The sequence below is a fragment of the Streptococcus oralis genome (assembly GCF_003942585.1).
GTDB lineage: Bacteria > Bacillota > Bacilli > Lactobacillales > Streptococcaceae > Streptococcus > Streptococcus oralis_BE.
In genome coordinates this window covers 192,044-215,407 of the sequence record NZ_RJNK01000001.1, presented here as the reverse complement: position 1 = coordinate 215,407, position 23,364 = coordinate 192,044, and the positions used below count along the sequence as shown (strand labels likewise).

Annotated in this window: 18 protein-coding genes; 1 reads left to right on the top strand and 17 read right to left on the bottom strand. The window is 40.8% G+C overall.

Features of this window, described 5'->3' with window-relative positions:
- Window positions 1–57: 57 nt before the first annotated feature.
- From D8862_RS01080 to eno, 5 genes are all read right to left on the bottom strand, one after another.
- Complete coding sequence (locus D8862_RS01080) at window positions 58–600, bottom strand: ClbS/DfsB family four-helix bundle protein (RefSeq protein ID WP_125448364.1); 543 nt, start codon at window positions 598–600, stop codon at window positions 58–60.
- A 127-nt stretch (window positions 601–727) separates the two neighbouring features.
- Entirely contained in the window at window positions 728–1,642 is a 915-nt protein-coding gene (locus D8862_RS01075) for a cysteine peptidase family C39 domain-containing protein (protein WP_125448363.1), read from the bottom strand.
- A gap of 184 nt (window positions 1,643–1,826) precedes the next feature.
- The gene (locus D8862_RS01070; protein ID WP_125448362.1) at window positions 1,827–2,663 is read right to left on the bottom strand and encodes an AraC family transcriptional regulator; all 837 of its coding nucleotides are present in this window, start codon (window positions 2,661–2,663) and stop codon (window positions 1,827–1,829) included.
- A gap of 202 nt (window positions 2,664–2,865) precedes the next feature.
- Entirely contained in the window at window positions 2,866–3,360 is a 495-nt protein-coding gene (locus D8862_RS01065; RefSeq protein WP_125448361.1) for a YkgJ family cysteine cluster protein, read from the bottom strand.
- A 177-nt stretch (window positions 3,361–3,537) separates the two neighbouring features.
- Window positions 3,538–4,842, bottom strand: coding sequence for a surface-displayed alpha-enolase (gene eno / locus D8862_RS01055; protein WP_000022821.1), 1,305 nt, complete (start codon window positions 4,840–4,842; stop codon window positions 3,538–3,540).
- A 163-nt stretch (window positions 4,843–5,005) separates the two neighbouring features.
- Between eno and D8862_RS01050 the strand changes: the two genes are divergently transcribed.
- Window positions 5,006–5,452: a DUF1694 domain-containing protein gene (locus D8862_RS01050; RefSeq protein WP_125448359.1), complete on the top strand. Its 447-nt coding sequence runs from the start codon at window positions 5,006–5,008 to the stop codon at window positions 5,450–5,452.
- On the opposite strand, the gene D8862_RS01045 is transcribed toward D8862_RS01050, so the two are convergent.
- The 12 genes from D8862_RS01045 to abc-f all read right to left on the bottom strand — a co-directional run bounded on the left by D8862_RS01045 (window position 5,449) and on the right by abc-f (window position 23,282).
- Window positions 5,449–6,564 carry a glycerate kinase gene (locus D8862_RS01045; RefSeq protein ID WP_125448358.1) on the bottom strand — a complete coding sequence of 372 codons (1,116 nt, stop codon included), beginning with the start codon at window positions 6,562–6,564 and terminating at the stop codon, window positions 5,449–5,451. The two genes, D8862_RS01050 and D8862_RS01045, sit on opposite strands and share 4 nt — an antisense overlap.
- A gap of 9 nt (window positions 6,565–6,573) precedes the next feature.
- Complete coding sequence (serB, locus tag D8862_RS01040) at window positions 6,574–7,218, bottom strand: phosphoserine phosphatase SerB (RefSeq protein WP_125448357.1); 645 nt, start codon at window positions 7,216–7,218, stop codon at window positions 6,574–6,576.
- Window positions 7,219–7,279: 61 nt separating this feature from the next.
- Entirely contained in the window at window positions 7,280–8,713 is a 1,434-nt protein-coding gene (gene glgA / locus D8862_RS01035; protein WP_125448356.1) for a glycogen synthase GlgA, read from the bottom strand.
- Complete coding sequence (glgD, locus tag D8862_RS01030; protein ID WP_000687021.1) at window positions 8,710–9,849, bottom strand: glucose-1-phosphate adenylyltransferase subunit GlgD; 1,140 nt, start codon at window positions 9,847–9,849, stop codon at window positions 8,710–8,712. Before glgD ends, glgA begins: the two co-directional genes overlap by 4 nt.
- Window positions 9,839–10,981 carry a glucose-1-phosphate adenylyltransferase gene (locus D8862_RS01025; RefSeq protein WP_061416830.1) on the bottom strand — a complete coding sequence of 381 codons (1,143 nt, stop codon included), beginning with the start codon at window positions 10,979–10,981 and terminating at the stop codon, window positions 9,839–9,841. The genes glgD and D8862_RS01025 overlap by 11 nt, the downstream gene beginning before the upstream one ends.
- On the bottom strand, window positions 10,971–12,899 hold the full coding sequence (gene glgB, locus D8862_RS01020) for a 1,4-alpha-glucan branching protein GlgB (RefSeq protein WP_125448355.1): 1,929 nt from the start codon (window positions 12,897–12,899) through the stop codon (window positions 10,971–10,973). Before glgB ends, D8862_RS01025 begins: the two co-directional genes overlap by 11 nt.
- A gap of 269 nt (window positions 12,900–13,168) precedes the next feature.
- Window positions 13,169–14,593: an NADP-dependent glyceraldehyde-3-phosphate dehydrogenase gene (locus D8862_RS01015; RefSeq protein WP_125448354.1), complete on the bottom strand. Its 1,425-nt coding sequence runs from the start codon at window positions 14,591–14,593 to the stop codon at window positions 13,169–13,171.
- Between the two features lie 195 nt (window positions 14,594–14,788).
- A complete protein-coding gene (gene pulA, locus D8862_RS01010) occupies window positions 14,789–17,074 on the bottom strand; it encodes a type I pullulanase (RefSeq protein WP_125448353.1) in 2,286 nt (761 codons plus the stop codon).
- 132 nt (window positions 17,075–17,206) lie between these two features.
- Window positions 17,207–19,165 (bottom strand): NAD-dependent DNA ligase LigA, encoded by a 1,959-nt coding sequence (ligA, locus tag D8862_RS01005; RefSeq protein ID WP_125448352.1) that lies wholly within the window; start codon window positions 19,163–19,165, stop codon window positions 17,207–17,209.
- 90 nt (window positions 19,166–19,255) lie between these two features.
- Window positions 19,256–20,434: an MFS transporter gene (locus D8862_RS01000; protein WP_125448351.1), complete on the bottom strand. Its 1,179-nt coding sequence runs from the start codon at window positions 20,432–20,434 to the stop codon at window positions 19,256–19,258.
- Between the two features lie 80 nt (window positions 20,435–20,514).
- Window positions 20,515–21,378 (bottom strand): Rgg family transcriptional regulator, encoded by an 864-nt coding sequence (locus D8862_RS00995; protein WP_125448707.1) that lies wholly within the window; start codon window positions 21,376–21,378, stop codon window positions 20,515–20,517.
- A gap of 2 nt (window positions 21,379–21,380) precedes the next feature.
- Window positions 21,381–23,282 carry a ribosomal protection-like ABC-F family protein gene (abc-f, locus tag D8862_RS00990; RefSeq protein ID WP_125448350.1) on the bottom strand — a complete coding sequence of 634 codons (1,902 nt, stop codon included), beginning with the start codon at window positions 23,280–23,282 and terminating at the stop codon, window positions 21,381–21,383.
- Window positions 23,283–23,364 lie beyond the last annotated feature (82 nt).

Sequence of the window (23,364 nt, the reverse complement as noted above, 5' to 3'; positions counted from 1 at the left end):
AGCACTAAGCTATTCGAAACTTAGAAGAACCTTTGGTGAATTTCAATAGCACTCTAACTAGCTACTCTTACAATTTCTCTGATGAGCTTTGAGCTTTTTAATAGCCCAGTCATAGTGACTGGAAGTGGCACTCACAAAGTAGGAACCTAGACTTGTTCCTCCCGTCCACTTATAGACACCTTTGGTAAAGAGTTGGTCATTGCTAAAACCTTCCATTAATCCTAAAATCTCCTTATGCGATTGCTCTAGTAGTCTAGTAGCTTCTTCTAAGGACGTTCTCTGGTGCTTCTTCCAAAAAGCGACATTCATTTCCCCATAAGTTTTCCAATTATAAGGTTCAGGGAGAAAAGGTCTTTCATGACCCTTTTGATTGGAATGTACCCAGGTCAAAAGCAACTGATGCCATTCATAGAGATGGATCAGGACATCCCGTAGATTTTTATCTCTTTTCCAGTGAGCTTCTTTTTTCTTTTGGTCTTTTGAAAAATCAAAAGGAGTCTGTAGTTCCTCTTCACTTAATTTAGAGATAAAGTGATTAAGTTTTTCATAGTTTTCCTTAGAGGCTAGCACTAATTCCTCTTTTGTTTTTGGTCTAGGCATAGGCGTTCTCCCTTCACTTTCAAATTGTTTATGATATTTCCTCACTTCATTATACCATAATCAAAAAGCAGTTCTTCATTTTACGAAAAACTGCTTTTACTGACTAGTTTTTTTATTCTTATAGTCACTAGTTTACATATAAATCTCTAAAGCGACCATCCACTTCAGCCATCTGATAGAGCAAGTCGGCTAGTTCTTGATAATCTTCTTTTAAACACGAAAGGTGGGCTTGGCCGAATAGAGTAGCCAATTCCTCTTTTAATCGTGCCCCTTCTGAATCATGGTCTTTTAAGAATTTACTGAGATAGAGATTTCTAACAGCAGCAAGTTTAAAGCTGAAATACTGATGCAATTGTTTTTGCTCTGTATTTAAGCCGTTTTCAGAAACTGCTTTTGCATAACATTCCAATACACCACTTTGACCATCCAGATATCGGGTCTTCATAATCCTTGCTGTTTCTTGGTAGATTTCAGTCTGACTAGGACTCTTGACCTTCTTAAAATTTCCCCACATGGAGTAGGCTCCACGCTTATAGTCAATAGCCTCTGCCTTCCAAGCTTCTAATATGTCATTAAAAGCAACCTTTATACAGGCAAAACCGGCTGGATCATGCAAATAGAGATACTGCCCATCAATGCCATACACGGTTACGAAGTGATCCACACCATAAAGGATTGTGTGATTGGGATTGTAGGTCAGATGGCCCATATCAAGAGGTCCCAGTACGACAGGTCCATTGGACAGAAAGGTTTCCAACTTTCTTTTAATCTCTTCCAAATTAACTTCTGCTCCATCTTTTAGATAGAAATCCTCATAGTCAAACCCTAGTATTTTTAAGGAATGGGAGATGGAAAGATCTGGCATTCCGTTATCAAAGAATACTAGAGGGTGCTGGTCATCTTCCTTTACGATACTAGCGCCATTTCCCATCACCATGATTGCCTCTAGAAAGTCTGCTTTAAAGTCATAGCCATAGCCATCCAGTGCCATTGTCAATGAATAGCTATAGCAAAGCGACACATCTCCAAAATACATCTGCATATTCATGCCTCCTTATCTTCTATGGGACTATTATACCGAGAAAACTATTCTCATGTCCCATAAAATCCAAACAAAAAATATGGGTATTTGTGATTTACGGACATGAATGTCAACAATTAAAAACTCTGTAGAGATTCTTTCTACAGAGTTAGGTTTGCATCTTTATAAAAAATCAGAAAATGTTCTAGTTCTTGATCACTGGTATCCAGAGTTCCATTTGATAGTCTGGTGACGACATATCTCCTTCGGTATAGACTTCAAAGTCTGGTGAGCCTGAGTGGCGATAACCTGTTTCTGGGAAGAAGACTTCCAAAACATATTTCCAAGCATGGTGGATGCTGGTTGGTACAGCCCCCTTGACTGGTACGATAGCATATTCAGCTGCTGGGATTTCCTTGATAGAAAGGCCTAGGGCTTCTGCTTTCGCTTTATCCGTCACATCATAAGCCGCCATGTAGTTAATGATTTCACCCTCTTTGACATCAGAGCAGAGGCCAAAGGATTGGCCACTGCCCATACTTTCTAAACTTTCAAAGCTGTGATTTGCATAGAGTTGATCCCAAGCAGATGGGCACTGGCTATTGTCAATAGCTTCCAATAGGACGCCTGCCACGGTAAATGCAGATTTCTTTTGAATCTTGATATCCATGTTCTTTCCTCCTGTAATCTTTAAGGATAATTGAAGTCTAGGAAAGACCCGATAAGGTTTTCCATTTCGAACTTCTGAGGGGGTCGCACCATGGAATTTCTTGAAGGCTGCGCTAAAGGCATCCGCAGACTCATAGCCGTATTTCAGTGCTATATCAATGACCTTCTCAGAGCCTTCCAGCAAGTCTGTCACTGCTTCTGACAGCCTGCGATTACGCAAATATTCTGCCAGGGTCATATCTGCTAGGATGGAAAAGAGCCTGCTAAAAAGAGGGTAAGAATAGCCCGATAGCTGCTGAAATCTTTTCATATCCACTTCTCCAGTCAGCTGCTGCTCCAAATAATCCATGGTTTGGTTGAATTGATGCATCATATTCGTTTCTTCTTACCTCCACAAGATACAAAAGTCCTTAAAAGCAAAGTGAAAACAGAAAAATTGACGCTTCAGCTTCTAGTCCTAGAAATTTTCTCTTTTTCAAACAGCTTTTAGGCCGTGTTCAATTCTATCTATAGTCTATCAGATATCAGATACTTCCGCCCTAGAATCTTTGTACAAGATTTAAAGGTGTAAATTTCTATAACTTATCCTTTAATTTCTCAACAAAGAGATAGGCTGCTGGACAGGTCAAGGTGTTCTTAATTGTCAAATGGTTGATTTGATGGATTTTTTTACGATCTGTATGAGGGAACTCGCGGCAAGCCTTTGGTCGAACGTCGTAGATTGAGCAGAGATTGTCTCCTCCTAGAAAGGGGCAAGGCATAGCTTTGAAAACCTTGTCACCGTCTTCATCCACCTGCAGAAACTCCTCTTCAAAAGCTGGCAGCTTCATCTTGAAATACTTGGCAATGCGGACAATGTCGGCTTCCTTAAAGTCTGGCCCCAGAGTTTTACAGCAATTGGCGCAGGCAGTACAGTCGATCTCAGAAAAAACTTCTTCGTGAATCTGCTGGGCTATCTTATCTAAGTTTTTAGGTGGCTTTTTCTTTAGATTGGCTAAAACTTTGCGATGTTCCTTCTGCTTTTGCAAGGCTAGCTGGTGGTAATACTCAATATCAATTTCTTTAGACATAATTGCTTTCTAATACAAGTGTTTTTGTCTATTATACCATAAACCCTGCCCCCTTTCTTGTCCCCCGAACAGAAAAAAAGCCCTTCGGATAAAATCCGAGGGGCTAATAACGTTGCTAAATCAAGGGCCGAACTGTTGAATTTCAAGGTTCGGGATAAAATAGCTTATTGAACTAGATTATTTTTTCAAGTTGTAGAATGATTTCAAACCACGGTATTCAGCTACTTCACCAAGTTGATCTTCGATACGAAGCAATTGGTTGTATTTAGCGATACGGTCTGTACGTGAAAGTGAACCAGTCTTGATTTGTCCTGCGTTAGTTGCAACTGCGATATCAGCGATTGTTGAATCTTCAGTTTCACCTGAACGGTGTGATACAACGGCAGTGTAACCAGCCTCTTTCGCCATTTCGATAGCGTCGAATGTTTCAGTAAGAGTACCGATTTGGTTAACTTTGATAAGGATTGAGTTAGCAGCACCTTCTGCAATACCTTTTTCAAGGTAAGAAGTGTTTGTTACGAAGAAGTCGTCACCAACCAATTGAACTTTACCACCAAGACGTTCAGTAAGAGCTTTCCAACCGTCCCAGTCGTTTTCGTCCATACCATCTTCGATAGTGATGATTGGGTATTTGTTTACCAATTCTTCAAGGTAGTCGATTTGTTCTGCAGCAGTACGTACAGCAGCTCCTTCACCTTCGAATTTAGTGTAGTCGTAAACTTTACGTTCTTTATCGTAGAATTCTGATGAAGCACAGTCAAATCCGATAAATACGTCTTTACCAGGAACATATCCAGCAGCTTCAATTGCAGCAAGGATAGTTTCAACTCCGTCTTCAGTTCCTTCGAAACGAGGAGCGAATCCACCTTCGTCACCTACGGCAGTTTCCAAACCACGTGATTTAAGGATTTTCTTAAGAGCGTGGAAGATTTCAGCACCCCAACGAAGAGCTTCTTTGAATGATGGTGCACCAGCAGGTACGATCATGAATTCTTGGAAAGCGATTGGAGCATCTGAGTGAGAACCACCATTGATGATGTTCATCATTGGAGTTGGAAGAACTTTAGTGTTGAATCCACCAAGGTAGCTGTAAAGTGGGATTTCAAGGTAGTCAGCAGCAGCACGAGCTACAGCGATAGACACACCAAGAATTGCATTTGCACCCAATTTACCTTTGTTAGGAGTACCGTCAAGAGCGATCATAGCACGGTCGATAGCTTGTTGATCACGTACATCGTAGCCGATAATTGCTTCAGCAATGATGTTGTTTACGTTGTCAACAGCTTTTTGTGTACCAAGACCACCGTAACGAGATTTGTCACCGTCGCGAAGTTCAACTGCTTCGTGTTCACCAGTAGAAGCTCCAGATGGAACCATACCACGTCCGAAAGCACCTGATTCAGTATAAACTTCTACTTCAAGTGTTGGGTTACCGCGTGAGTCTAGGACTTCGCGAGCGTAAACATCAGTAATAATTGACATTTCTTACTCTCCTTTGAGCTTATTTATTTTACACCTCTATGATACCTTAAAAATAAGCGTTTTTCAAGAAAAAACGTTATCTTTGTGCAAATTTTCCTTAACTTTATAAAGTAATCGCTTTCTTTTGTCTGTTTTCATGCGATTTTTGTGATATACTGTTTTTATGACAGATTTATCAAAACAACTACTAGAAAAAGCTCATGGTGGGCCGAAATTAAACCCTGACGAACAACGCCGCTACCTCGGTACTTTCGAGGAAAGAGTTCTTGGATACGCGGATATCAGTACTGCCAATAGTCCTGAATTAGAACATGGATTTTTCTCTATTTTAGATGGTTTTCAAGAAAAGGTAGAGGAACTTTTTGTGAAAATCTCACCAAATATCGAGTTTGACAAACAGGTCTTTTACTTAAAACAAGCAAAGGAAAGTAATTGCCAGGCGACTATTGTTTCAGATGATCATATCACCTCTCCTTTCGGCCTTGTCATTCACACGAACGAACCTGTTCAAGTAGAGGAAAAAGACCTTAGACTTGCATTCTCGAATCTCTGGGAGGAGAAAAAGGCAGAGCCACCTAAAAAATCCATCTGGAAAAAATGGTTAGGTTAATCCTTCCTCAAATTTAACAAACGACCAATATTAGTAGCTGTGTGCTCCAAATAGATGCTTGCTGTTTTCAGACTCTCTTCCAAAGGTTCACTTTTCTCTAAAATGGAAAAGGCTGCTTGTATATTTTCAAATGGTAGGGGAGGCAAATCGTTAGCAAGACTTCCACAAATAGCAATAACAGGGACTCCGTTAGGGGTTCTTTTTGCTACACCGATAGGAGCTTTTCCAACAAGGCTTTGACTGTCCAGTCTGCCTTCTCCAACGATAACCAAGTCAGCACCTGCAACTTTCTTATCAAAGTCAATCAAATCCAAACAGGTGTCAATCCCAGATACGATACAAGCCTTTGCAAAGGCACAGAGCCCAGCCGCAATACCCCCGCCAGCTCCTGCTCCTTTCAGAGACAGGGTTGAAGGCGAAAATTTTTCATAGAACTCCTGTATAGCCAGATCTACTGTTTCAAACAAAGCAGGATCCAAACCTTTTTGTCTACCAAATGTATAGGTTGCCCCTTGATGACCACATAGAAGGCTCACGACATCTGCTAAAATGCGGATTTTCACATCTTCAGGAATCCTATACAAGTCGCTGTTTGAAACCGACTCGAACTCAAGCAAAGTTTGACCACAAGCTGGCAATTCTTTCCCCTTCTTATCATAAAACTGATACCCCAAACCAGCAGCTATACCTATTCCACCGTCATTAGTAGCCGTACCGCCTACACCGATATAGATTTCCTTCATTCCTTGATCAATGAGATGGCGAATCAACTCTCCGACACCACAAGTTTGGATGTGAAGAGGATTTCGTTTCTCATGCTGAATCTTTCCTAAACCAACCAAGTCAGCAACTTCAAAGAGTGCCATTTGACCTTTTTGAAAGTAACGCATTGCTTCATTTAGACCAAAAGGTCCCGTAACCTCTTGCCATTTTTCTTCGAGTTCAAGAGAATGTCGAATAGCATCTACGGTTCCTTCCCCACCATCACCTACAGGGCAAAGCAGACATTCTACATCCGCTATTGACTGTTCGAAGCCTTTTTTTATAGCTTGAGCGACCTGTTCAGCCGTCAAACTTTCTTTAAAAGAATCGGGTGCGATTACAATTTTCATAGTTCCCTCTCATTCTAAGAAATCAATCCAAGGCAAAACTTCTAAAAGATCCCTCGTATCTACATGACAAGCTATCTCAGCTTTTACGACCTCCTTGGCACAAAAGGCTATACCGTGACCTGCTGACTTTAACATCAAGAGGTCATTAGCCCCATCACCGATTGCAATCGTTCTTTCTTTGGAAAGTACTAATTCCTTTCTCCATTTCTCAAGAGTAGCTTGTTTTACTTGACATGTCACAATTTCACCAACTAGTTGCCCTGTTAAAAATCCGTCTTTGACTTCTAACTGGTTGGCGGAGAAATAGGAGATACCTAGGTACTTTGCTAGTCTCTCAACGATTGGACTAAATCCACCAGACACTAGACCAACTAGGATGTCATTCTTTTGGAGAATAGAGATAAATTTTGGAGCATTTTGGGACAGATGAATGGATTTGAAGACAGTATCAAAGACCGAAATCGGAAGACCTTTTAACAAAGCGACTCTCTCTCGTAAACTCCTTTCAAAGTCCAGTTCTCCTCGCATTGCTTGATTGGTAATCTCTGAAATTTCTGCTTCACAACCTGCTTCTCTTCCTAAAAGATCAATCACTTCTTCTGCAATTAAGGTGCCATCAACATCCATAACACAGAGCCCCATTACTTGAGTCATCACTTCTCCTCTTTTCTAAACAGCCCAAAAATCGTATGAAAGAATCATACGATTTTATCTATTAGTTGACTAAACTATAGTACAAATCAAGATAAGACTTGCAAGCTGTATCCCATGAGAAATCACATTCCATAGCTTGTTTTTGTAGATTTCTCCAAACGTCTGGCTGGTACTTATAAACATCCAAGGCTGTTTGGAAACTCCAGTTAAGCCAGTATGGTGTTAAATTGTCAAAGCTAAATCCAGTACCAGTTCCTTCGATCGGATTGAAGGATTGAACCGTATCACGCAATCCACCCACTTCATGAACCAATGGTAGAGTTCCATAACGCATAGCCATCATTTGAGACAAGCCACATGGTTCAAAACGACTTGGCATGAGGAAGAGGTCACAAGCTGCGTAGATTTCTTGAGCAAGTTTAACGTCAAAAGTGATATTTGCTGATAGCTTGTCTGGATAGACCTGCGCAAACCAAGAGAAGGAATGTTCAAAAGCCGGGTCACCTGTTCCTAAAAGGACTATTTGAACGTCCTCCTGTAAGAAACGATGTAAGCTTTCTACAACGACATCAAAACCTTTTTGGCGTGTCAAACGAGAAACAATCCCAACTAGAGGAACATCTGCTCTCACAGGTAGACCAACTCTCTCTTGCAATTTTGCTTTGTTTTGAGCTTTTCCAGACAAATCTTCCTTATCAAAATGATGGTCTAAAAGAGCATCTGTCTCCGGATTATAGAGATCGGTATCGATTCCATTAACAATACCAGAAACCTTACCTGACTCCATGCGAAGAATCTGATCCAAGCCACAACCGAACTGACTAGTCATAATCTCATGTGCATAGCTAGGCGATACGGTTGAGACACGATCCGCGTATAGGATACCAGCTTTCATCCAGTTTAGACAATCATTCCAACGAAGGGTCCCATCAGCGTAACGTTCAAAACCGACTCCAAACAAATCCCACAACATTCCTTCAGAAAATTGACCTTGGAATTCCAAATTATGAATAGTTAAAACAGTTCTGATTCCTTGATATGCCTGAATCCATCTGTATTTTTCCTTCAAGAGAAAAGGAATCATAGCGGTGTGATAATCATGGACATGGAGAATATCTGGAATGAAATCAATTCGCTCCATGGCTTCAAGAGCAGCCAGTTGGAAGAAGGCAAAGCGTTCACCATCATCGAAATCTCCGTAAACATGACCTCGGAAGAAATAAGTTTGATTGTCTACGAAGTAGAAGGTAACACCATTTAAGACGGTCTTCTTAATACCACAGTACTGTCTGCGCCATCCCACACTCACTGCAAAGTGAAGAACATCCTCAATCTGGTCGCCGAACTTAGCCTCTACCATGTCATAGTAAGGTAAGACAACCGCAACTTCGTGCCCTGCCTTTACCAGTGATTTGGGAAGAGCGCCAATGACGTCTCCCAAACCACCTGTTTTTGAAAAGGGCGCACCCTCTGCTGCTACGAATAAAATTTTCATGAATGAATATCCTCTGTAACTTTTTCGCCTTTTTTGACTACAACTGGGTGTTCTGCAGTACCGCGAATAACGACACCGTCAGCAACTTCAACCCCTTTGTCCAAGATTGCATACTCAACTTGGGCACCTTGACCAATCACAACACGTGGGAAGAGAAGGCTGTCTTTAACTAGACTATCCTTATGAACGTGAATATTACGTGATAGGACCGACTGAACTACTTCACCCTCTATGATACTACCAGAGGCGAACTGCGAAGTACTTACCTTAGAGGTGTTTGAGTAGTAAGTTGGTTCTTCATTCTTAACCTTGGTATAAATCTTTTGGTTAGGTGAGAAGAGAGAATAGAATTTTTGAGACTCCAGCATATCAATATTGGCTTGATAATAGGATTGAACAGAGTGAATATTGGCTAGGTAGCCAGTGTATTCATAAGCAAAAGCGCCTTCTTTAGCTGCCAACTCACGTAAAACATAGCGTAATTTTTCTGGGTATTCTTTTTGAACTTCTTCTTCCAAACGCTTAATCAACCACGGAGTATCAACGACGAATATATCTGTAGACATGTTGAAAAGTTCATCTGTTGATTTGGCATCAAAAAGTTTATGAGAAAGAACACGGTCTGTTTCATCCACTTCCAAGATGGCATTAACATCTGAAATATCCTTTTTAGGTAATTTCTTATAAACAACTGTAATTGGACGACCAGCAGTAGTATGTAAATGGAATACTTGATTGAGGTCAATATTCACCACGATATCACAGTTAAGTGCAACCGTCTGATTTGATCCTGAACGTTTCAAATAAGTGAGAAGCTGTTGGTAATATTCTTTCCCAACTGTGCTACTTTCAACACGCGTATTATAAATACCTAGATAGTAGTGACTGAGAAGGGTAGATAAGCCCCACTCACGTCCTGAACGAATGTGGTCAAAGACTGAACTGATATTATCTTGTTGGAAAATTCCAAAGACACTACGAACACCAGCATTTGCAAGGCTAGAAAGAGGGAAGTCAATCAAACGATATTTTGCTCCAAATGGCAAACTGGCTACTGGACGATGATCTGTCAAAGTTGACATATCGTGAAAACCAACGGTGTTTCCTAAAATGGCTGAATATTTATCAATCTTCATCTGTTGCTACCCCCACTACTTCATCATATCCTACTACTTGTACTTCGTCTGTTCCATCAATTTCGACACCTTCAGAAATAACAGCACCTTCACCAATGATGGCACGTTTAATTTTTGCACCTTTTCCGATAATGGCACCACTCATGATTACAGAGTCTACTACTTCAGCACCCTCACGTACTTGTGCTTCTGTTGAGAGAATGGAATGCTTAACAGTTCCATCCACGAGACAGCCATCCACAACTAAAGAATCTTCTACATGAGCGTGTTTTCCAATAAAGTTTGGTGGTGAAATCAAGTTGCGTGAGTAGATTTTCCACTGACGATCACGACTATCCAAAGCGTTGTTTGGATCAATGTATTCCATATTTGCTTCCCATAGAGACTCGATAGTACCGACGTCTTTCCAGTAGCCTTTGAATTCATAAGCATAGACACTTTCTCCAGACTCAAGGTAATTTGGAATAACGTTTTTACCAAAGTCTGACATATCTACCTTATTCTTTTCAGCAGCTACTAGCATATTACGGAGACGTTGCCAATCAAAGATATAAATCCCCATAGAAGCTTTGGTAGACTTAGGTTGAGCAGGTTTTTCTTCAAATTCAACGATACGATTATTGGCATCTGTATTCATGATACCAAAACGGCTAGCTTCTTTGAGAGGTACGTCTAGGACAGCTACTGTCAAGCTGGCATTGTTGTCCTTATGTGATTGGAGCATGTCATCATAGTCCATCTTGTAAATATGGTCACCAGAAAGGATCAGAACATATTCAGGATTGACACTGTCGATGTAGTCAATATTTTGGTAGATAGCGTGGCTAGTTCCTTCAAACCAACGATTTCCCTCGCTTGCAGAGTAGGGTTGAAGAATAGAAACACCTGTGTTAATTCCATCCAGACCCCAGCTCGAACCATTTCCAATATGGTTATTTAAGGCAAGAGGTTGATACTGCGTAATAACACCGACGTTGTGAATCCCAGAGTTAGCACAGTTTGAAAGCGCAAAGTCAATGATACGGTAGCGCCCACCGAATTGCACTGCTGGTTTGGCAATGCTTTGAGTGAGTTTTCCGAGACGTGTTCCTTGCCCACCGGCAAGGATCAAAGCTAGCATTTCATTCTTCATTTTCTACTCCTTTTTGGGTTTTATTTGTGACAGTTTTAGTTGGTTTCAAGCGACGTTTAATCTTCCAGATACTTGCTCCCATAGCTGGCAAGGTAAAGGTCAAGGTCTGCTCATAATCCTTCCATAATCCTTCTTGAGTTTGAACCGTTTGGTTGTATTCTTTCCAGACACCACCCCATTGTTCCAATTCTGTATTCCAAACTTCTTCATAAACTCCCGCGACAGGAAGTCCGATTGTAAAGTCTTTTCGTTCAACAGGCGCCATATTAAAGACACAGACTAGCATTTCACCCTTTTTACTCCTACGAATAAAGGAAAGGACACTCTGATCTCTATTATCCGCATCGATAATTTCGATGCCATCGTAGCTGGTGTCAATTTCCCAAAGGCAACGATGCTCTTTATAGAATTGATTGAGTTGAGAAGTGAAGTACTTCATCTTAGCATTCATTGGATCTTCCAAGTTAGACCATTCCAATTGCTCTTCAGATTTCCACTCTAAGAACTGACCATATTCGCTTCCCATGAACAAGAGTTTCTTACCTGGATGACAAATTTGATAAGTGTAGAGATTTCGCAAACCTGCAAATTGATTGTAGCGATCTCCCCACATCTTGTGCATCATGCTTTTCTTACCATGCACGACTTCATCGTGTGAGAAAGGTAAGAGGTAGTTTTCATTGAAAACGTACATGAAGCTGAAAGTTACCAAGTTAAAATCATACTTACGATATATAGGGTCCTCCTCGTAGAAACGGAGAATATCATTCATCCAGCCCATATTCCACTTGTAGTCAAAGCCAAGACCGCCCATTTCTTTCATACCAGTAATCTTTGTTGCTGATGAGCTTTCTTCTGCAATCATCATCACATCTGGATGAGCTAACTTGATAACAGTGTTCAAACGTTGAAGGAAATAGTAGCCTTCGTAGTTGAGATTGCCACCGTCTTTGTTTGGAGTCCAAGGAGCATTATCATAGTCTAGGTAGAGCATATTGCTAACTGCATCTACTCGAATACCGTCTAAATGATAAAAGTCAATCCAGAATTTAATGCTAGAAATCAAGAAGGACTGGACTTCATTCTTCCCAAGGTCAAAGTTAAGAGCTCCCCAACCATAGTTATGGGCCTTATTGTGGTCTTGGTATTCAAAAGTCGGTGTTCCATCGTAATAAGCTAGAGCGTCATCGTTGATGGTAAAATGACCTGGAACCCAATCCACAATTACACCGATATTGTTTAAATGACATTCCTCAACAAAATCTTGGAATTCCTCTGGTCGCCCATAAGAGTGCTCCATAGCAAAGTAACCCATAAGCTGGTAGCCCCAACTCAATCCAAGTGGGTGAGCCATTAAAGGCATAAACTCGATGTGAGTGTAGTTCATCTCAACAAGGTATGGAATGAGTTCTTCCTTAAGTTGTGCAAAGCTGTATGGACTACCATCTGGATTTCTCTTCCAAGATCCAGCATGGGCTTCATAAATATTGACTGGTCTCTCAAAAAAGCCCCAGCGTTTTCTCCTAGCTAGCCAAAGACCATCTTTCCATTTTTTCTCTGGAATATCAGTCAGGATGGCTCCAGTCTCTGGGCGAGCCTCAAAACGAACTGCCAATGGATCAATTTTCATAATCTGGTGCCCATTTGCACGCGTGATATGATACTTATAAATCTGCCCTTCATGAGCTAGACTTGTGAAGACTTCCCAAACACCCGATTCATTCCGTACCATAGGAATTTGGTGTTCTGTCCAGTTTGTAAAATCACCAACTAAGTGCACAGCCTGAGCGTTAGGTGCCCAAACACGGAAAGTAAAACCAATTTCTCCGTCTTTTTCCTCTTTATGTGCTCCTAGATAGTGCTGAAGATGAAAATTTTCTCCAGTAGTGAAGGTTCTCAATGCTTCTTGATTATTCATCCAATCCCCTTTCTTTTTGTAAGCGTTTTCTATAATTCTATTATACACTCTTTTAAGATAACTTTCAAGTAATTTACGGAATTTCACCAAAATTATCTTGAAAATTTTGGAAAAAATATCTTAACTTAGCTTTCACTCATTTCAGAGAGAAAAGAATAATTTCCATATATTTTTTTATTATAATACCAGAATATTCGTTTTTTATCAATTTTAAACTGTAATTTTTTGAAAAAAATAAAATCAGGAAGCCCTTTTCCTGATTTTATAGATTATTTCACATCAAAAACAATGGATTTGACATTTGTCATTGCTTCAATGCTGTATTTAATCCCTTGCACACCAGCACCAGATCCTTTGACCCCAAGGAATGGGAAATTATCTGGTCCACGCTGTGTTTTATTATTAATATGAACGGTGCCCACTTCAAGTTTTTCAGCGATTTCAAACGCTTTTTTAAAGTCATTTGTGAATACGGATGATTGAAGACCGAACTCAGATTCATTGGCAATTGCTACCGCTTCACTTGCATCGGAAACACGGATAATTGGCAGAACAGGACCAAATGGTTCTTCCCATGCTAATTTCATATCTCTTGTGACATAATCAAAAAGTCCTGGCCAAATGAGATTGCCCTCACGTTTGATTGGACTGAGCGCTTTGGCACCTTTACCTTGCGCATCCTGAATCAATCCCCAGATAAAATCAGCTGAATCATTGTCAATAACAGGTGTGATATCAGCATTGTCAAATGGGTCACCAACGGTTAGCTTAGCAACTTCTGCTTTAAGTAATTCAGCCAATTTATCCGCTACACTTTCCACAACCAAGACACGCTTGATGGCAGTACAACGTTGTCCTGAATAGCTAAAGGCTCCACCGACGATTTGTTTAGCTGCGTGTTCCAAGTCTGCATCTTCGAGAACAATAGCTGCATCTTTCCCACCAAGTTCAAGCATGATAGGACGCATTCCAGCTAAACGACCGATTCGCTCACCAATTGGAGTCGAGCCAGTAAAGTTGATAAAGTTAACTTCTTTGTGTTCAATGATATAGTCACCGATTTCAGAACCTCGTCCAGTTATCGTATTAAATACTCCTGCTGGAACACCTGCCTCATCAAAAGCCTTGGCTAATAACAGACCTGAGATAGATCCTTGTGTTGGCGGTTTAAACATGACGACATTCCCTGCAATCAAAGCCGGAGCAATCTTAGATCCAGAAAGGTTAACTGGATAGTTAAATGGCGCGATAGCTAAAACGACACCAACTGGCTCACGACGGACAACGGCTAGTTTGTTTTTACTTGTAGCTTCAAAACCGCCACCTTCCATTGCTTGTCCAGTGATACGGAGACCTTCTTCTGCAGCAAAACGAATCAAATCTGCTGTACGTACTACTTCTCCAATGGCTGCTTTTATCCCTTTAGCAACCTCTTTGGCAAGAATTGTACCAATTTTTTCTTTATCGCGTTCTAAAACAGCTGCTACCTTATGCAGATAGGCTGCACGTTCAACTGGTGCTAAATCACGCCATGCTGGGAGAGCTGCACGCGCAGCTTTCATAGCCTCATCTACTTCAGCCTGACTCATAGCTGGTACTGTCCCCAGCTTTTCCTGATTAATGGGTGAATAGATTGTAATTTCCTTTTCAGATGATTTCCAATTTCCATTTACTAAATTCTGATATCTTGCCAATTTTCTTCCTCCTGAAAATGATTAAGACTTATTTTATCAAATTTTCAGAAAATTACAACCCTTTTTGTGAAAAAATTGAGATTTTTTTCACAATCTTGATCCTTCAAATTATTTGAAACTTAATTCTACTCTTCATTAAAAATCTCATAAATGACAAAAAGGATTAGATAATCTAACCCTTTTTACTACATTAATTTATGAGAGCACTTTTAAAACTGCGACACTAATGTCATCAATAACATTTTCTTGTTTTGAACGACTGTTGGTAAGGAACATTTCAAGCTTACCTGCATTTTCAAAGTAGAAGGAGGTTCCCTTAGCATTAAATACCACTAATAGATGTTCGGATCCACCGTGAATCTCGTAGACAATCCAGCCACTATTTTCAGCAGCCGTGTGAACAAAGACATGACGGTAAATTTCTTCATATGTTGGATAAGAGAAGGCATTGATTTGCGTTTTTAGGCGGATAATCTGACGAATAAACTCGATGCTGTCTTGGCGTTCATTGATCAGATCCCAGTTGACTTGGTTAACACTGTCCGGAGCATTATAGCTATTCATAGCACGTTCTCGGTCTGCAGGAGTTAGTTCTCCATGTTCACCAGTTGGAACCAACTTAGTTCGACCAAACTCTTGACCTAGTTCTATAAAGGCCATTCCTTGCATGAGAAGATTCATAGCTGTCGCTGTCTCAACCTTGCGCATAATCTGGTCGGAACTCTGATCAGGATGAAGGGTTGCCAACAAGTCATGAAGATTGTAATTGTCATGAGCTTCAACATAGTTGAGAACCTGGTTTGGACTGAGATAAGATCCCAATTCTCGGCTACCAAGAATAGCCTTGGCGACGATTGGTTCTGTAGCAGCACCACTCACAAATCCTGATTTGATTGCCCCATAAACTTCTCCTCCTTTGATCGCATCACGCTGATTATCGTTGAAGAAACCTATATTTGGCATCTGGTGGGCGTTATCCTTCTTAGCCTTGTCATAAGGAGCAAGACCTGTTCCCATATCCCAGCCTTCTCCATAAGTGAGAATACGCGGATCGACCTCATCCAGTGCCCAACGAATTGCCTGCATAGTTTTGACATCATGAATGCCCATCAAGTCGAAACGAAAACCGTCAATATTGTATTCTTTCACCCAATAGAGGATGGAATCAATCATATACTTGCGGAACATCTCATGTTCACTTGCAGTTTCATTTCCTACCCCCGTACCGTTTTGAAAAGTTCCATCACGATTCATACGATAGAAATAATCGGGAACAGTTGTCTGGAATGGAGCGTCCACTGTTGAGAAGGTATGGTTATAAACCACATCCATAATGACACCGATTCCCGCATCATGATAAGCCTGAATCATGGTCTTGAGGTCTCGAATAACTTGTCCGGGATCATCTGGATTGCTAGAGAAGCTCGTTTCTGGAGCATTGTAGTTTTGAGGGTCATAGCCCCAGTTATAGGTTACATTTCCGTTCTCGTCATATTCCTTATGGCGATCAAAGATAGGTTGAAGTTGAACATAGTTACAACCAAGTTCTTTGATATAGTCAAAGGCGGTTGCTTGACCGTATTGGTTAACCGTTCCAGTCTGAGCAGCACCCAAGAAGGTTCCGCGGAGTTCTTCAGGAACACCAGATGTAGGCGATTTGGTAAAATCACGAATATGCATTTCACAGATAACTGCTTTACATGGATTCTCCAAACGCCATGGAGCTTCTGTCCCATGTTTGACTTGGAATCCTTCTACTTGTCTGTCTTGATGAGAAAGAATTACGGAACGTTTTCCGTCAGGACTTGTGGCAATCGTGTAAGGGTCTCTCGTCAAAGTCTGGTGGTGAGGAAATTCAATCTGATACTGATAAGCCTTACCAGCAAGATTTTCATCTAAGTCTAGACTCCACACACCAATGGTATTGTACTTATGACTGTATGAATAACTATTCCCACGCTCTAGATTAAAGGTTTTCCAAATCTGTGCATCGTTACTTGTATTTTCATAAACAACCACCTGAACTGCTGTAGCTGTTGGAGCCCAGAGTTTAAAACTGGTCTGGGAATCAGATCCTTGGCAGCCCAAGTCTCCCTGATATCCCCAGTGATGATCAAAGCTTGCGCTATGGATGGCTTTATCAAAGGCAAATGGATTCTGATCCTTATAATATGGACTAGCAATAGCTGGATTTTCAGAATAATAAACAGTCTCGTCGCCCTCTAAAATCCATGCTTCTGTTAGCAAGGGATAGTAGTTAAAACGTACAAGATATTCTTTTAATACACCATCTATCTCGGCTTTGAAGGTGAAACTATCCACCTTTTCCTGACTGGTCACTGTAAAAGAAAACTGAAGACCAAAATAAGTGGTCTCTGAAGTTAAAGAGTTTTTGTTTTCATCTCGGTCTGTGCTAAATGAGCAAGCTGTATAATCTCCATTTTTTCTATGAAAATGGAGAAGAACGGGATAATTGTACATGTTTTTTCCTAATTTCTAATTTCTATTTTAATTTTATTTGATTCTGATGGATTCAGTTGGCATTTCATCACGATGGACAATAGATTTTAACCATGTCAAAACACATCAGGAGAGATAGTTTGAGACTATTCTTTACAAACTTTCTAGCCAAGCTTCATCGCGAACTTCGATACCAAGTTCTTGAGCTTTTTGGAGCTTACTTCCTGCATCTGCTCCTGCTACGACTAGATCTGTTTTCTTGGATACGCTACCTGTTACTTTGGCTCCAAGACTTTCGAGTTTACTTTTTGCTTCTGAGCGTTTGAGACGTTCCAATTTTCCTGTCAGAACTACCGTCAAACCTGACAAGGCTGCATCTGCCACTACTGTCTGCCCTTTGTAGTCCAGGTTGACTCCAGCTGCTTTCAGCTCATCTAAGAGAATTTTAGATCCCTCGGTAGCAAAATAAGTCTGAAGACTTTGGGCAATCACACTACCCAAGCTTTCAATACTTGCGACTTCCTCTGAATCAGCTTGGGCTAGATTTTCAATAGAGTGGAAATGTTGGAGCAAGAGTTGGCTAGCCTTGCTTCCGACATGGCGAATTCCCAAACCGAATAAAAGCTTTTCAGCAGAGTTTTCCTTTGATGCTTGAATAGCCTGATACAGTTTAGAAGCAGACTTTTCCTTGACACCTTCTAAAAGGAGGAAATCGTCTTCTTTCAAACGGTAAATATCTGCCACATCCTTAACCAGATTAGCAGCAAAAAGCTTTTCAACGATAGATGGACCAAGTCCTGTAATATTCATGGCATCTCGAGAGGCAAAGTGAATCAAACCTTCCATGATTTGAGCAGGACAGCGAGGATTGATACAACGTAGAGCAACCTCATCTTCGAAATGAAGTAAGTGACTATCACAACTTGGACAATTAATCGGAATATCTAGTTTTTCTTCAGAAACACGTTTGGACTCTACCACGCGCAAAACAGCAGGGATGATGTCCCCAGCCTTATAGACGATAACCGTATCGTCTTTGCGGATATCCTTTTCGGCGATATAATCTACATTGTGCAGTGTCGCACGGCTAACAGTTGTTCCAGCTAGTTGTACTGGTGTTAGATTTGCAGTTGGAGTCACGACTCCCGTACGACCAACTGTCCAATCAACTGATAAGAGTTGAGCTTCTTTTTCCTCAGCAGGGAACTTGTAAGCTACTGCCCACTTTGGAGCCTTGACGGTAAAACCGAGTTCTTCTTGACCTGCTAAATCATTAACCTTAATCACCACCCCATCAATATCATAGGGAAGATTGTCTCGTTCCTGTCCTACTTCTTGGATAAAATTCCAGATTTCATCTATGTTTTCAGCCAGAATTCGATTAGGATTGACCACAAAACCTAGTTGTTCTAGGTGCTTCAAAACCTTTTCTTGGCTATCACGAGTTGACGGACTAGCTTCTTGATAGAGAAAAGTCGCAAGATTGCGTTTGGCAACTACTGCCGTATCCAACTGACGCAAGGTTCCTGCTGCTGCGTTACGAGGATTAGCAAACTCAGGCTCCCCATTTTCTTGGCGGGCTTGGTTAACCTGATCAAACGAAGCGCGTGGCATGTAACATTCTCCACGAACGGTGATATCTAGTTCTTCTGGCAAGGTCAAAGGAATGTCCTTGACACGCTTGAGGTTCTCTGTGATATTCTCTCCAATAGAACCATCCCCACGTGTCGCACCGACTACCAAAATTCCCTTTTCATACGTAAGCGAGATAGACAAACCATCGATTTTCAGTTCGCAAATATAGGTCGGTTGGGGTAATTCCTTTCGAACACGCGCATCAAAAGCTTCTAACTCTTCACGTGAAAAAGCATCCTGCAAACTATAAAGAGGATACTGATGACTGTATTTTTCAAAACCATCTAAAACCTTACCACCAACGCGATGGGTCGGACTATCTGCTAAAACTTGATCTGGATAGGCAGCTTCCAACTCGACCAACTCTCGGTAGAGGCGATCATACTCACTATCTGAAACCGAGGGATTGTCACTTGTATAGTACTCGGTTGCATAGCGGTTGAGTAAGGCAACTAACTCATTCATTCTTTCATTCATAATCCCATTTTACCACAAAGCAAGCCCTCCTCACAATAGAGAAGGACTGAAAAATGGTTAGTATTGAAATATTTTCTAAAGATAGTGAAGTTATGAGTCTTTTTCAAAACGACTTCGCACATAAATGAGTGATAAACAAGACAGGATGACAACCCCGCTTCCAATGATCAGGAAAGAAGAAAGATGAACACTTGGTAGCACTGTCATAAAGCCTTTTGCAATTGGCATAAAGAGAATAGCTAAAGTAAAAATTGTGCTTAGTACCCTTCCCAAGTATTCCCCCTCAACCTTGGTTTGCACCTGAGTAAAAAAGTGAATATTAAAAATCGTCATAAACAGTTCACAAACTAAATTTCCAGAAAAGGAAAGAAAAGTTGGCAACGGTAACCCCATCATAAAAACTCCAACTCCAGTCAAAGCCAATAGAGTCAAAAGATTATAAACACTTGCCTTTATTTTACTAGCTAGAAGAGCTCCCACAATGGAACCAATAGCGCCCATAGTCAAAATACTCGCATAAGCTCCTTCTACCCCGTAAAGTCGATTTGAAAAGGGGAGAAGGAATTCAAAGGCTGCAAAAAAGAAATTAACACTGGAAGCTACTAACAAAAGGAAAAAGATCTCTTGCTGTCGCCAAATATAGCAAATCCCTTCTTTCATATCAGCAAAAATATTTTTCCAGCTGAAAGCCTTTTTCTCTTGTTCCTGAGTCTCTTTTTGGGGGAGGAAAGCTACTAAGGTAAATGCGATGAAAAAACTAATGGCATCTAAAATGAGCGTCATATGGAGACTGGCAAATTGTAAAACGATGAAAGAAAGTACAGGGGAGCTAACGCCTACAACCTGCAAAACGAGCTCTAAGCGAGCATTATAGGTCACAATCTCGTCTTTCTCTACAACCTCAGTTATAATAGCTTTATTGGCTGTACGAGAAAATGCAAAGGCAACCGCCTGTACAATGTTGGCAAAAATCAAGGCAGCAATCATCAAGCTATCATTTCTAATGAAAGAAATAGCTAAACAGAGAATACCGCAAACCAAGTCTATCGTCATTAAAATTTTGCGTCGCGAAAAGCGGTCTGAAATCACTCCGCCAAAGGGATTGACCAGAATCGATGTGACGAGTTCAGAAATCTGATAAATCCCAAGAACAGTCTGTCCTATCGTCCCCATTGATGCCAACCAAACACTGTTTCCATAATCATAGAGCATATTTCCTATCTTATTAATAGCCCCACGACTAATCAACTGGATTGCATGTCGATTCATATAAAAAACTCCTCTCAAATTTTGAAACTATTGTATCAAAACTGAAAGGAGTATATTCGTTTTTCCCTTATTTGGGAAAATTAATCTTTTACAAATTTTTCATAATGTTCCTGATAGTAAGCCACTTGCTCTGGAAGTCCAAGTACAGCAAAAATATGCATGGCTTCCTGCATCTGACTACAACCTTCTGCTTTCAAGTCTCTCTGGTAGAGGGCGAAACCTTTTAGATAATGGAAGATATTGCGCTCATAAAGCTTGATACCATTTCCAATTAACTTCTCCACATAACCCTCAAAATAGTCCGCATCCGTAAAGGAACGGTTTTCCAAACAATGCTGGTAACAGTTAAGAGCTAAAATCAAAACAAGTTTTCGATGCCGACCAATTTCCTTGTAGTAGTCTTCTCGCTCCATGACTTCTCTGCCAATCCGAGTCACATAGTCCACATTGTAAAAAGTATAGAGATTCCCGAAAAGAATCAACTCATACATGGTCCATTCTTCTGTTTGGAAAAGATAATCCGCCACCTTATCCAGATCACTCTGTTCCATACTGTAACTAGTATCTCTTTGACAAATAAGGCCTTGTATCAGAATCCAATTCAGCTCAAAATAGAGGGGATTGGTCGAACTCTTTGTTTTCTCAAGCTGTTCCATTTGAAGCTTTTGAAAACCTGCAATATCATTTGAGTAGTAAAGCGGAATAATCTGTGCCATCAAGGCAACATGTTCATGATTTTGAAAATCCCTAGCCTTGTCCATGAAATTTTCAATAGTCACATGAATATTGTCCAAAATCTCAAAGAAACGGGAAACTGCTAGATCAGACTCCCCAAGCTCGAAGCGAGATAACTGAGAGGTTGAACATGATTCACCTGCCGCCTCTTTCAAGGAGTACTTCCCACTTGTTCGAAATTCACGAAATACCTTTCCAAGATGTTCCATCTTTACACCTGCTCCGATAATTCTTCCCACTCAAGCATAGCCTCTTCCTGACGGTGACTGATTTTGTCCAGTTCAGCCTGCAATTCCATGAGCTTTTCAGCATCGTTGGTTTCCAGCATTTGTTCAGAAATGGCTTGACTTTGAGTTTCTAACTCTTCGATTTCAGCCTCTAAACTCTCTATTTGGCGCATGAGCTTACGGGCTTCTTTTTGACCTTCTTTCTGAGCTTGGTAGTCATTAACTGAACTTGCTTCTTTTGCTTGATTGCTAGTTGAAACTTCTTCTGTCTGGCTGACTTCCATTTCAGCCTTTTTATCAACATAGTAGTCATAATCTCCCAAGTAAAGAGTCGAACCATTCTCAGACAATTCCAAGACATGAGTGGCTACACGGTTAATAAAGTAACGGTCGTGACTGACAAACAGAAGGGTTCCATCAAAGTCTATCAAGGCATTTTCTAGCACTTCCTTGCTATCAATATCCAAGTGGTTGGTCGGCTCGTCCAAAATCAGGAAGTTATTATTTTCCATTGAAAGTTTAGCAAGAAGCAAACGAGCTCGTTCGCCACCAGACAGCATCCCGACTGACTTTTTAACATCATCCCCTGAGAAGAGGAAAGCGCCAAGGCGGTTACGGATTTCAACTTCTGGCGTCAGTTTAAAATCATTCCAGAGTTCATCTAATACAGTATTACTTGGTGTCAGCTTACTTTGGGTTTGGTCATAGTAACCAACCTCAACATTTGCTCCAAAACGCTTCTCTCCTTTGATAAAAGGAATCTGGTCTACTATTGACTTGATAAAGGTTGACTTCCCGATGCCGTTTGGTCCTACGATGGCAACAGCATTCATCTTACGGAGGTCTAGATTGATAGGCTCTGAAAGTATTTCCCCATCATAGCCAATAGCCGCATTTTCAACAGTCAATACAACATTACCCGACGTTTTTTCTGACTGGAAGGTCATGTTGGCTGATTTCTTACCAGCTTCTGGCTTGTCCAAACGCTCCATTTTTTCCAGTTGTTTACGGCGAGATTGAGCACGTTTTGTCGTTGAAGCTCGGACTAGATTGCGATTGACAAAGTCTTCCAGAGCAGCAATTTCCTTCTGCTGCTTTTCATAGTTTTTTGCCTCGGTTGCTAGTTTTTGCTCTTTTTGTTCAACAAAACGAGAGTAATTTCCGACATAGCGATCTAAGGAATGCTTGGTCAAATCAAGTGTAACCGTCGCAACCTTGTCCAAGAAATAACGGTCGTGACTGACAATAATGAGTGCACCGCTATAGTTCACCAAGTAATTCTCTAGCCAGGCAATGGTTTCAATATCCAAGTGGTTGGTTGGCTCATCTAAGACCAAAAGATTTGGTTTTTCAAGGAGCATTTTGGCCAAAGCCAGACGGGTATTTTGACCACCTGAAAGCTCAGCAATTTTCATCTGCCACATAGATTCATCAAACTTGAAACCATTCAAGATCGCTCGAATATTAGCTTCGTAGGTAAAGCCACCAGCCTGACGGAAATTCTCTGATAAACGATCATAATCCACCATCAGTTTATCCAAATCCTCACCAGACTTTTCACCCATTTCCAATTCCATCTGACGTAGTTGTGTCTCTGTACAACGTAAATCATCAAAAACATGTAGCATTTCATCGTAGATGGTATTTTCAGACTCAAAACGGCTATCTTGGGCTAGGTAAGACAGAAAAACATCTTTTTTCTTATTGATTTCTCCACTAGTCGGCTCCTCTTCTCCAACTAAAATCTTCAACAGAGTCGACTTTCCTGCACCATTTTTCCCAACAAGAGCAATTCGGTCTCGTTCATCTACTTGCAGGTTTATATTATCAAACAAAAGCTCGCCTGCAAAAGAACGTTCAATTTTATTGGCTTGTAAAATAATCATATAGGTAGTATAGCATGTTTCCCTAAGGGGTTCAAGACTATAGAATCCATTTCATTTCAAACCTTTTCAGAAAGTTATGCTA

What these genes read in the sequence shown, in the direction of transcription:
- D8862_RS01065 (WP_125448361.1), bottom strand. Translation starts at nt 3,360, where the DNA reads ATGTCTAAAGAAATTGATATTGAGTATTACCACCAGCTAGCCTTGCAA.
- serB (WP_125448357.1), bottom strand. Translation starts at nt 7,218, where the DNA reads ATGACTCAAGTAATGGGGCTCTGTGTTATGGATGTTGATGGCACCTTA.
- glgA (WP_125448356.1), bottom strand. Translation starts at nt 8,713, where the DNA reads ATGAAAATTTTATTCGTAGCAGCAGAGGGTGCGCCCTTTTCAAAAACA.
- D8862_RS00995 (WP_125448707.1), bottom strand. Translation starts at nt 21,378, where the DNA reads ATGGAACATCTTGGAAAGGTATTTCGTGAATTTCGAACAAGTGGGAAG.
- D8862_RS01000 (WP_125448351.1), bottom strand. Translation starts at nt 20,434, where the DNA reads ATGAATCGACATGCAATCCAGTTGATTAGTCGTGGGGCTATTAATAAG.
- D8862_RS01070 (WP_125448362.1), bottom strand. Translation starts at nt 2,663, where the DNA reads ATGATGCATCAATTCAACCAAACCATGGATTATTTGGAGCAGCAGCTG.
- D8862_RS01045 (WP_125448358.1), bottom strand. Translation starts at nt 6,564, where the DNA reads ATGAAAATTGTAATCGCACCCGATTCTTTTAAAGAAAGTTTGACGGCT.
- eno (WP_000022821.1), bottom strand. Translation starts at nt 4,842, where the DNA reads ATGTCAATTATTACTGATGTTTACGCTCGCGAAGTCCTAGACTCACGC.
- D8862_RS01025 (WP_061416830.1), bottom strand. Translation starts at nt 10,981, where the DNA reads ATGAAGAATGAAATGCTAGCTTTGATCCTTGCCGGTGGGCAAGGAACA.
- D8862_RS01050 (WP_125448359.1), top strand. Translation starts at nt 5,006, where the DNA reads ATGACAGATTTATCAAAACAACTACTAGAAAAAGCTCATGGTGGGCCG.
- glgD (WP_000687021.1), bottom strand. Translation starts at nt 9,849, where the DNA reads ATGAAGATTGATAAATATTCAGCCATTTTAGGAAACACCGTTGGTTTT.
- ligA (WP_125448352.1), bottom strand. Translation starts at nt 19,165, where the DNA reads ATGAATGAAAGAATGAATGAGTTAGTTGCCTTACTCAACCGCTATGCA.
- abc-f (WP_125448350.1), bottom strand. Translation starts at nt 23,282, where the DNA reads ATGATTATTTTACAAGCCAATAAAATTGAACGTTCTTTTGCAGGCGAG.
- D8862_RS01080 (WP_125448364.1), bottom strand. Translation starts at nt 600, where the DNA reads ATGCCTAGACCAAAAACAAAAGAGGAATTAGTGCTAGCCTCTAAGGAA.
- D8862_RS01075 (WP_125448363.1), bottom strand. Translation starts at nt 1,642, where the DNA reads ATGCAGATGTATTTTGGAGATGTGTCGCTTTGCTATAGCTATTCATTG.
- glgB (WP_125448355.1), bottom strand. Translation starts at nt 12,899, where the DNA reads ATGAATAATCAAGAAGCATTGAGAACCTTCACTACTGGAGAAAATTTT.
- pulA (WP_125448353.1), bottom strand. Translation starts at nt 17,074, where the DNA reads ATGTACAATTATCCCGTTCTTCTCCATTTTCATAGAAAAAATGGAGAT.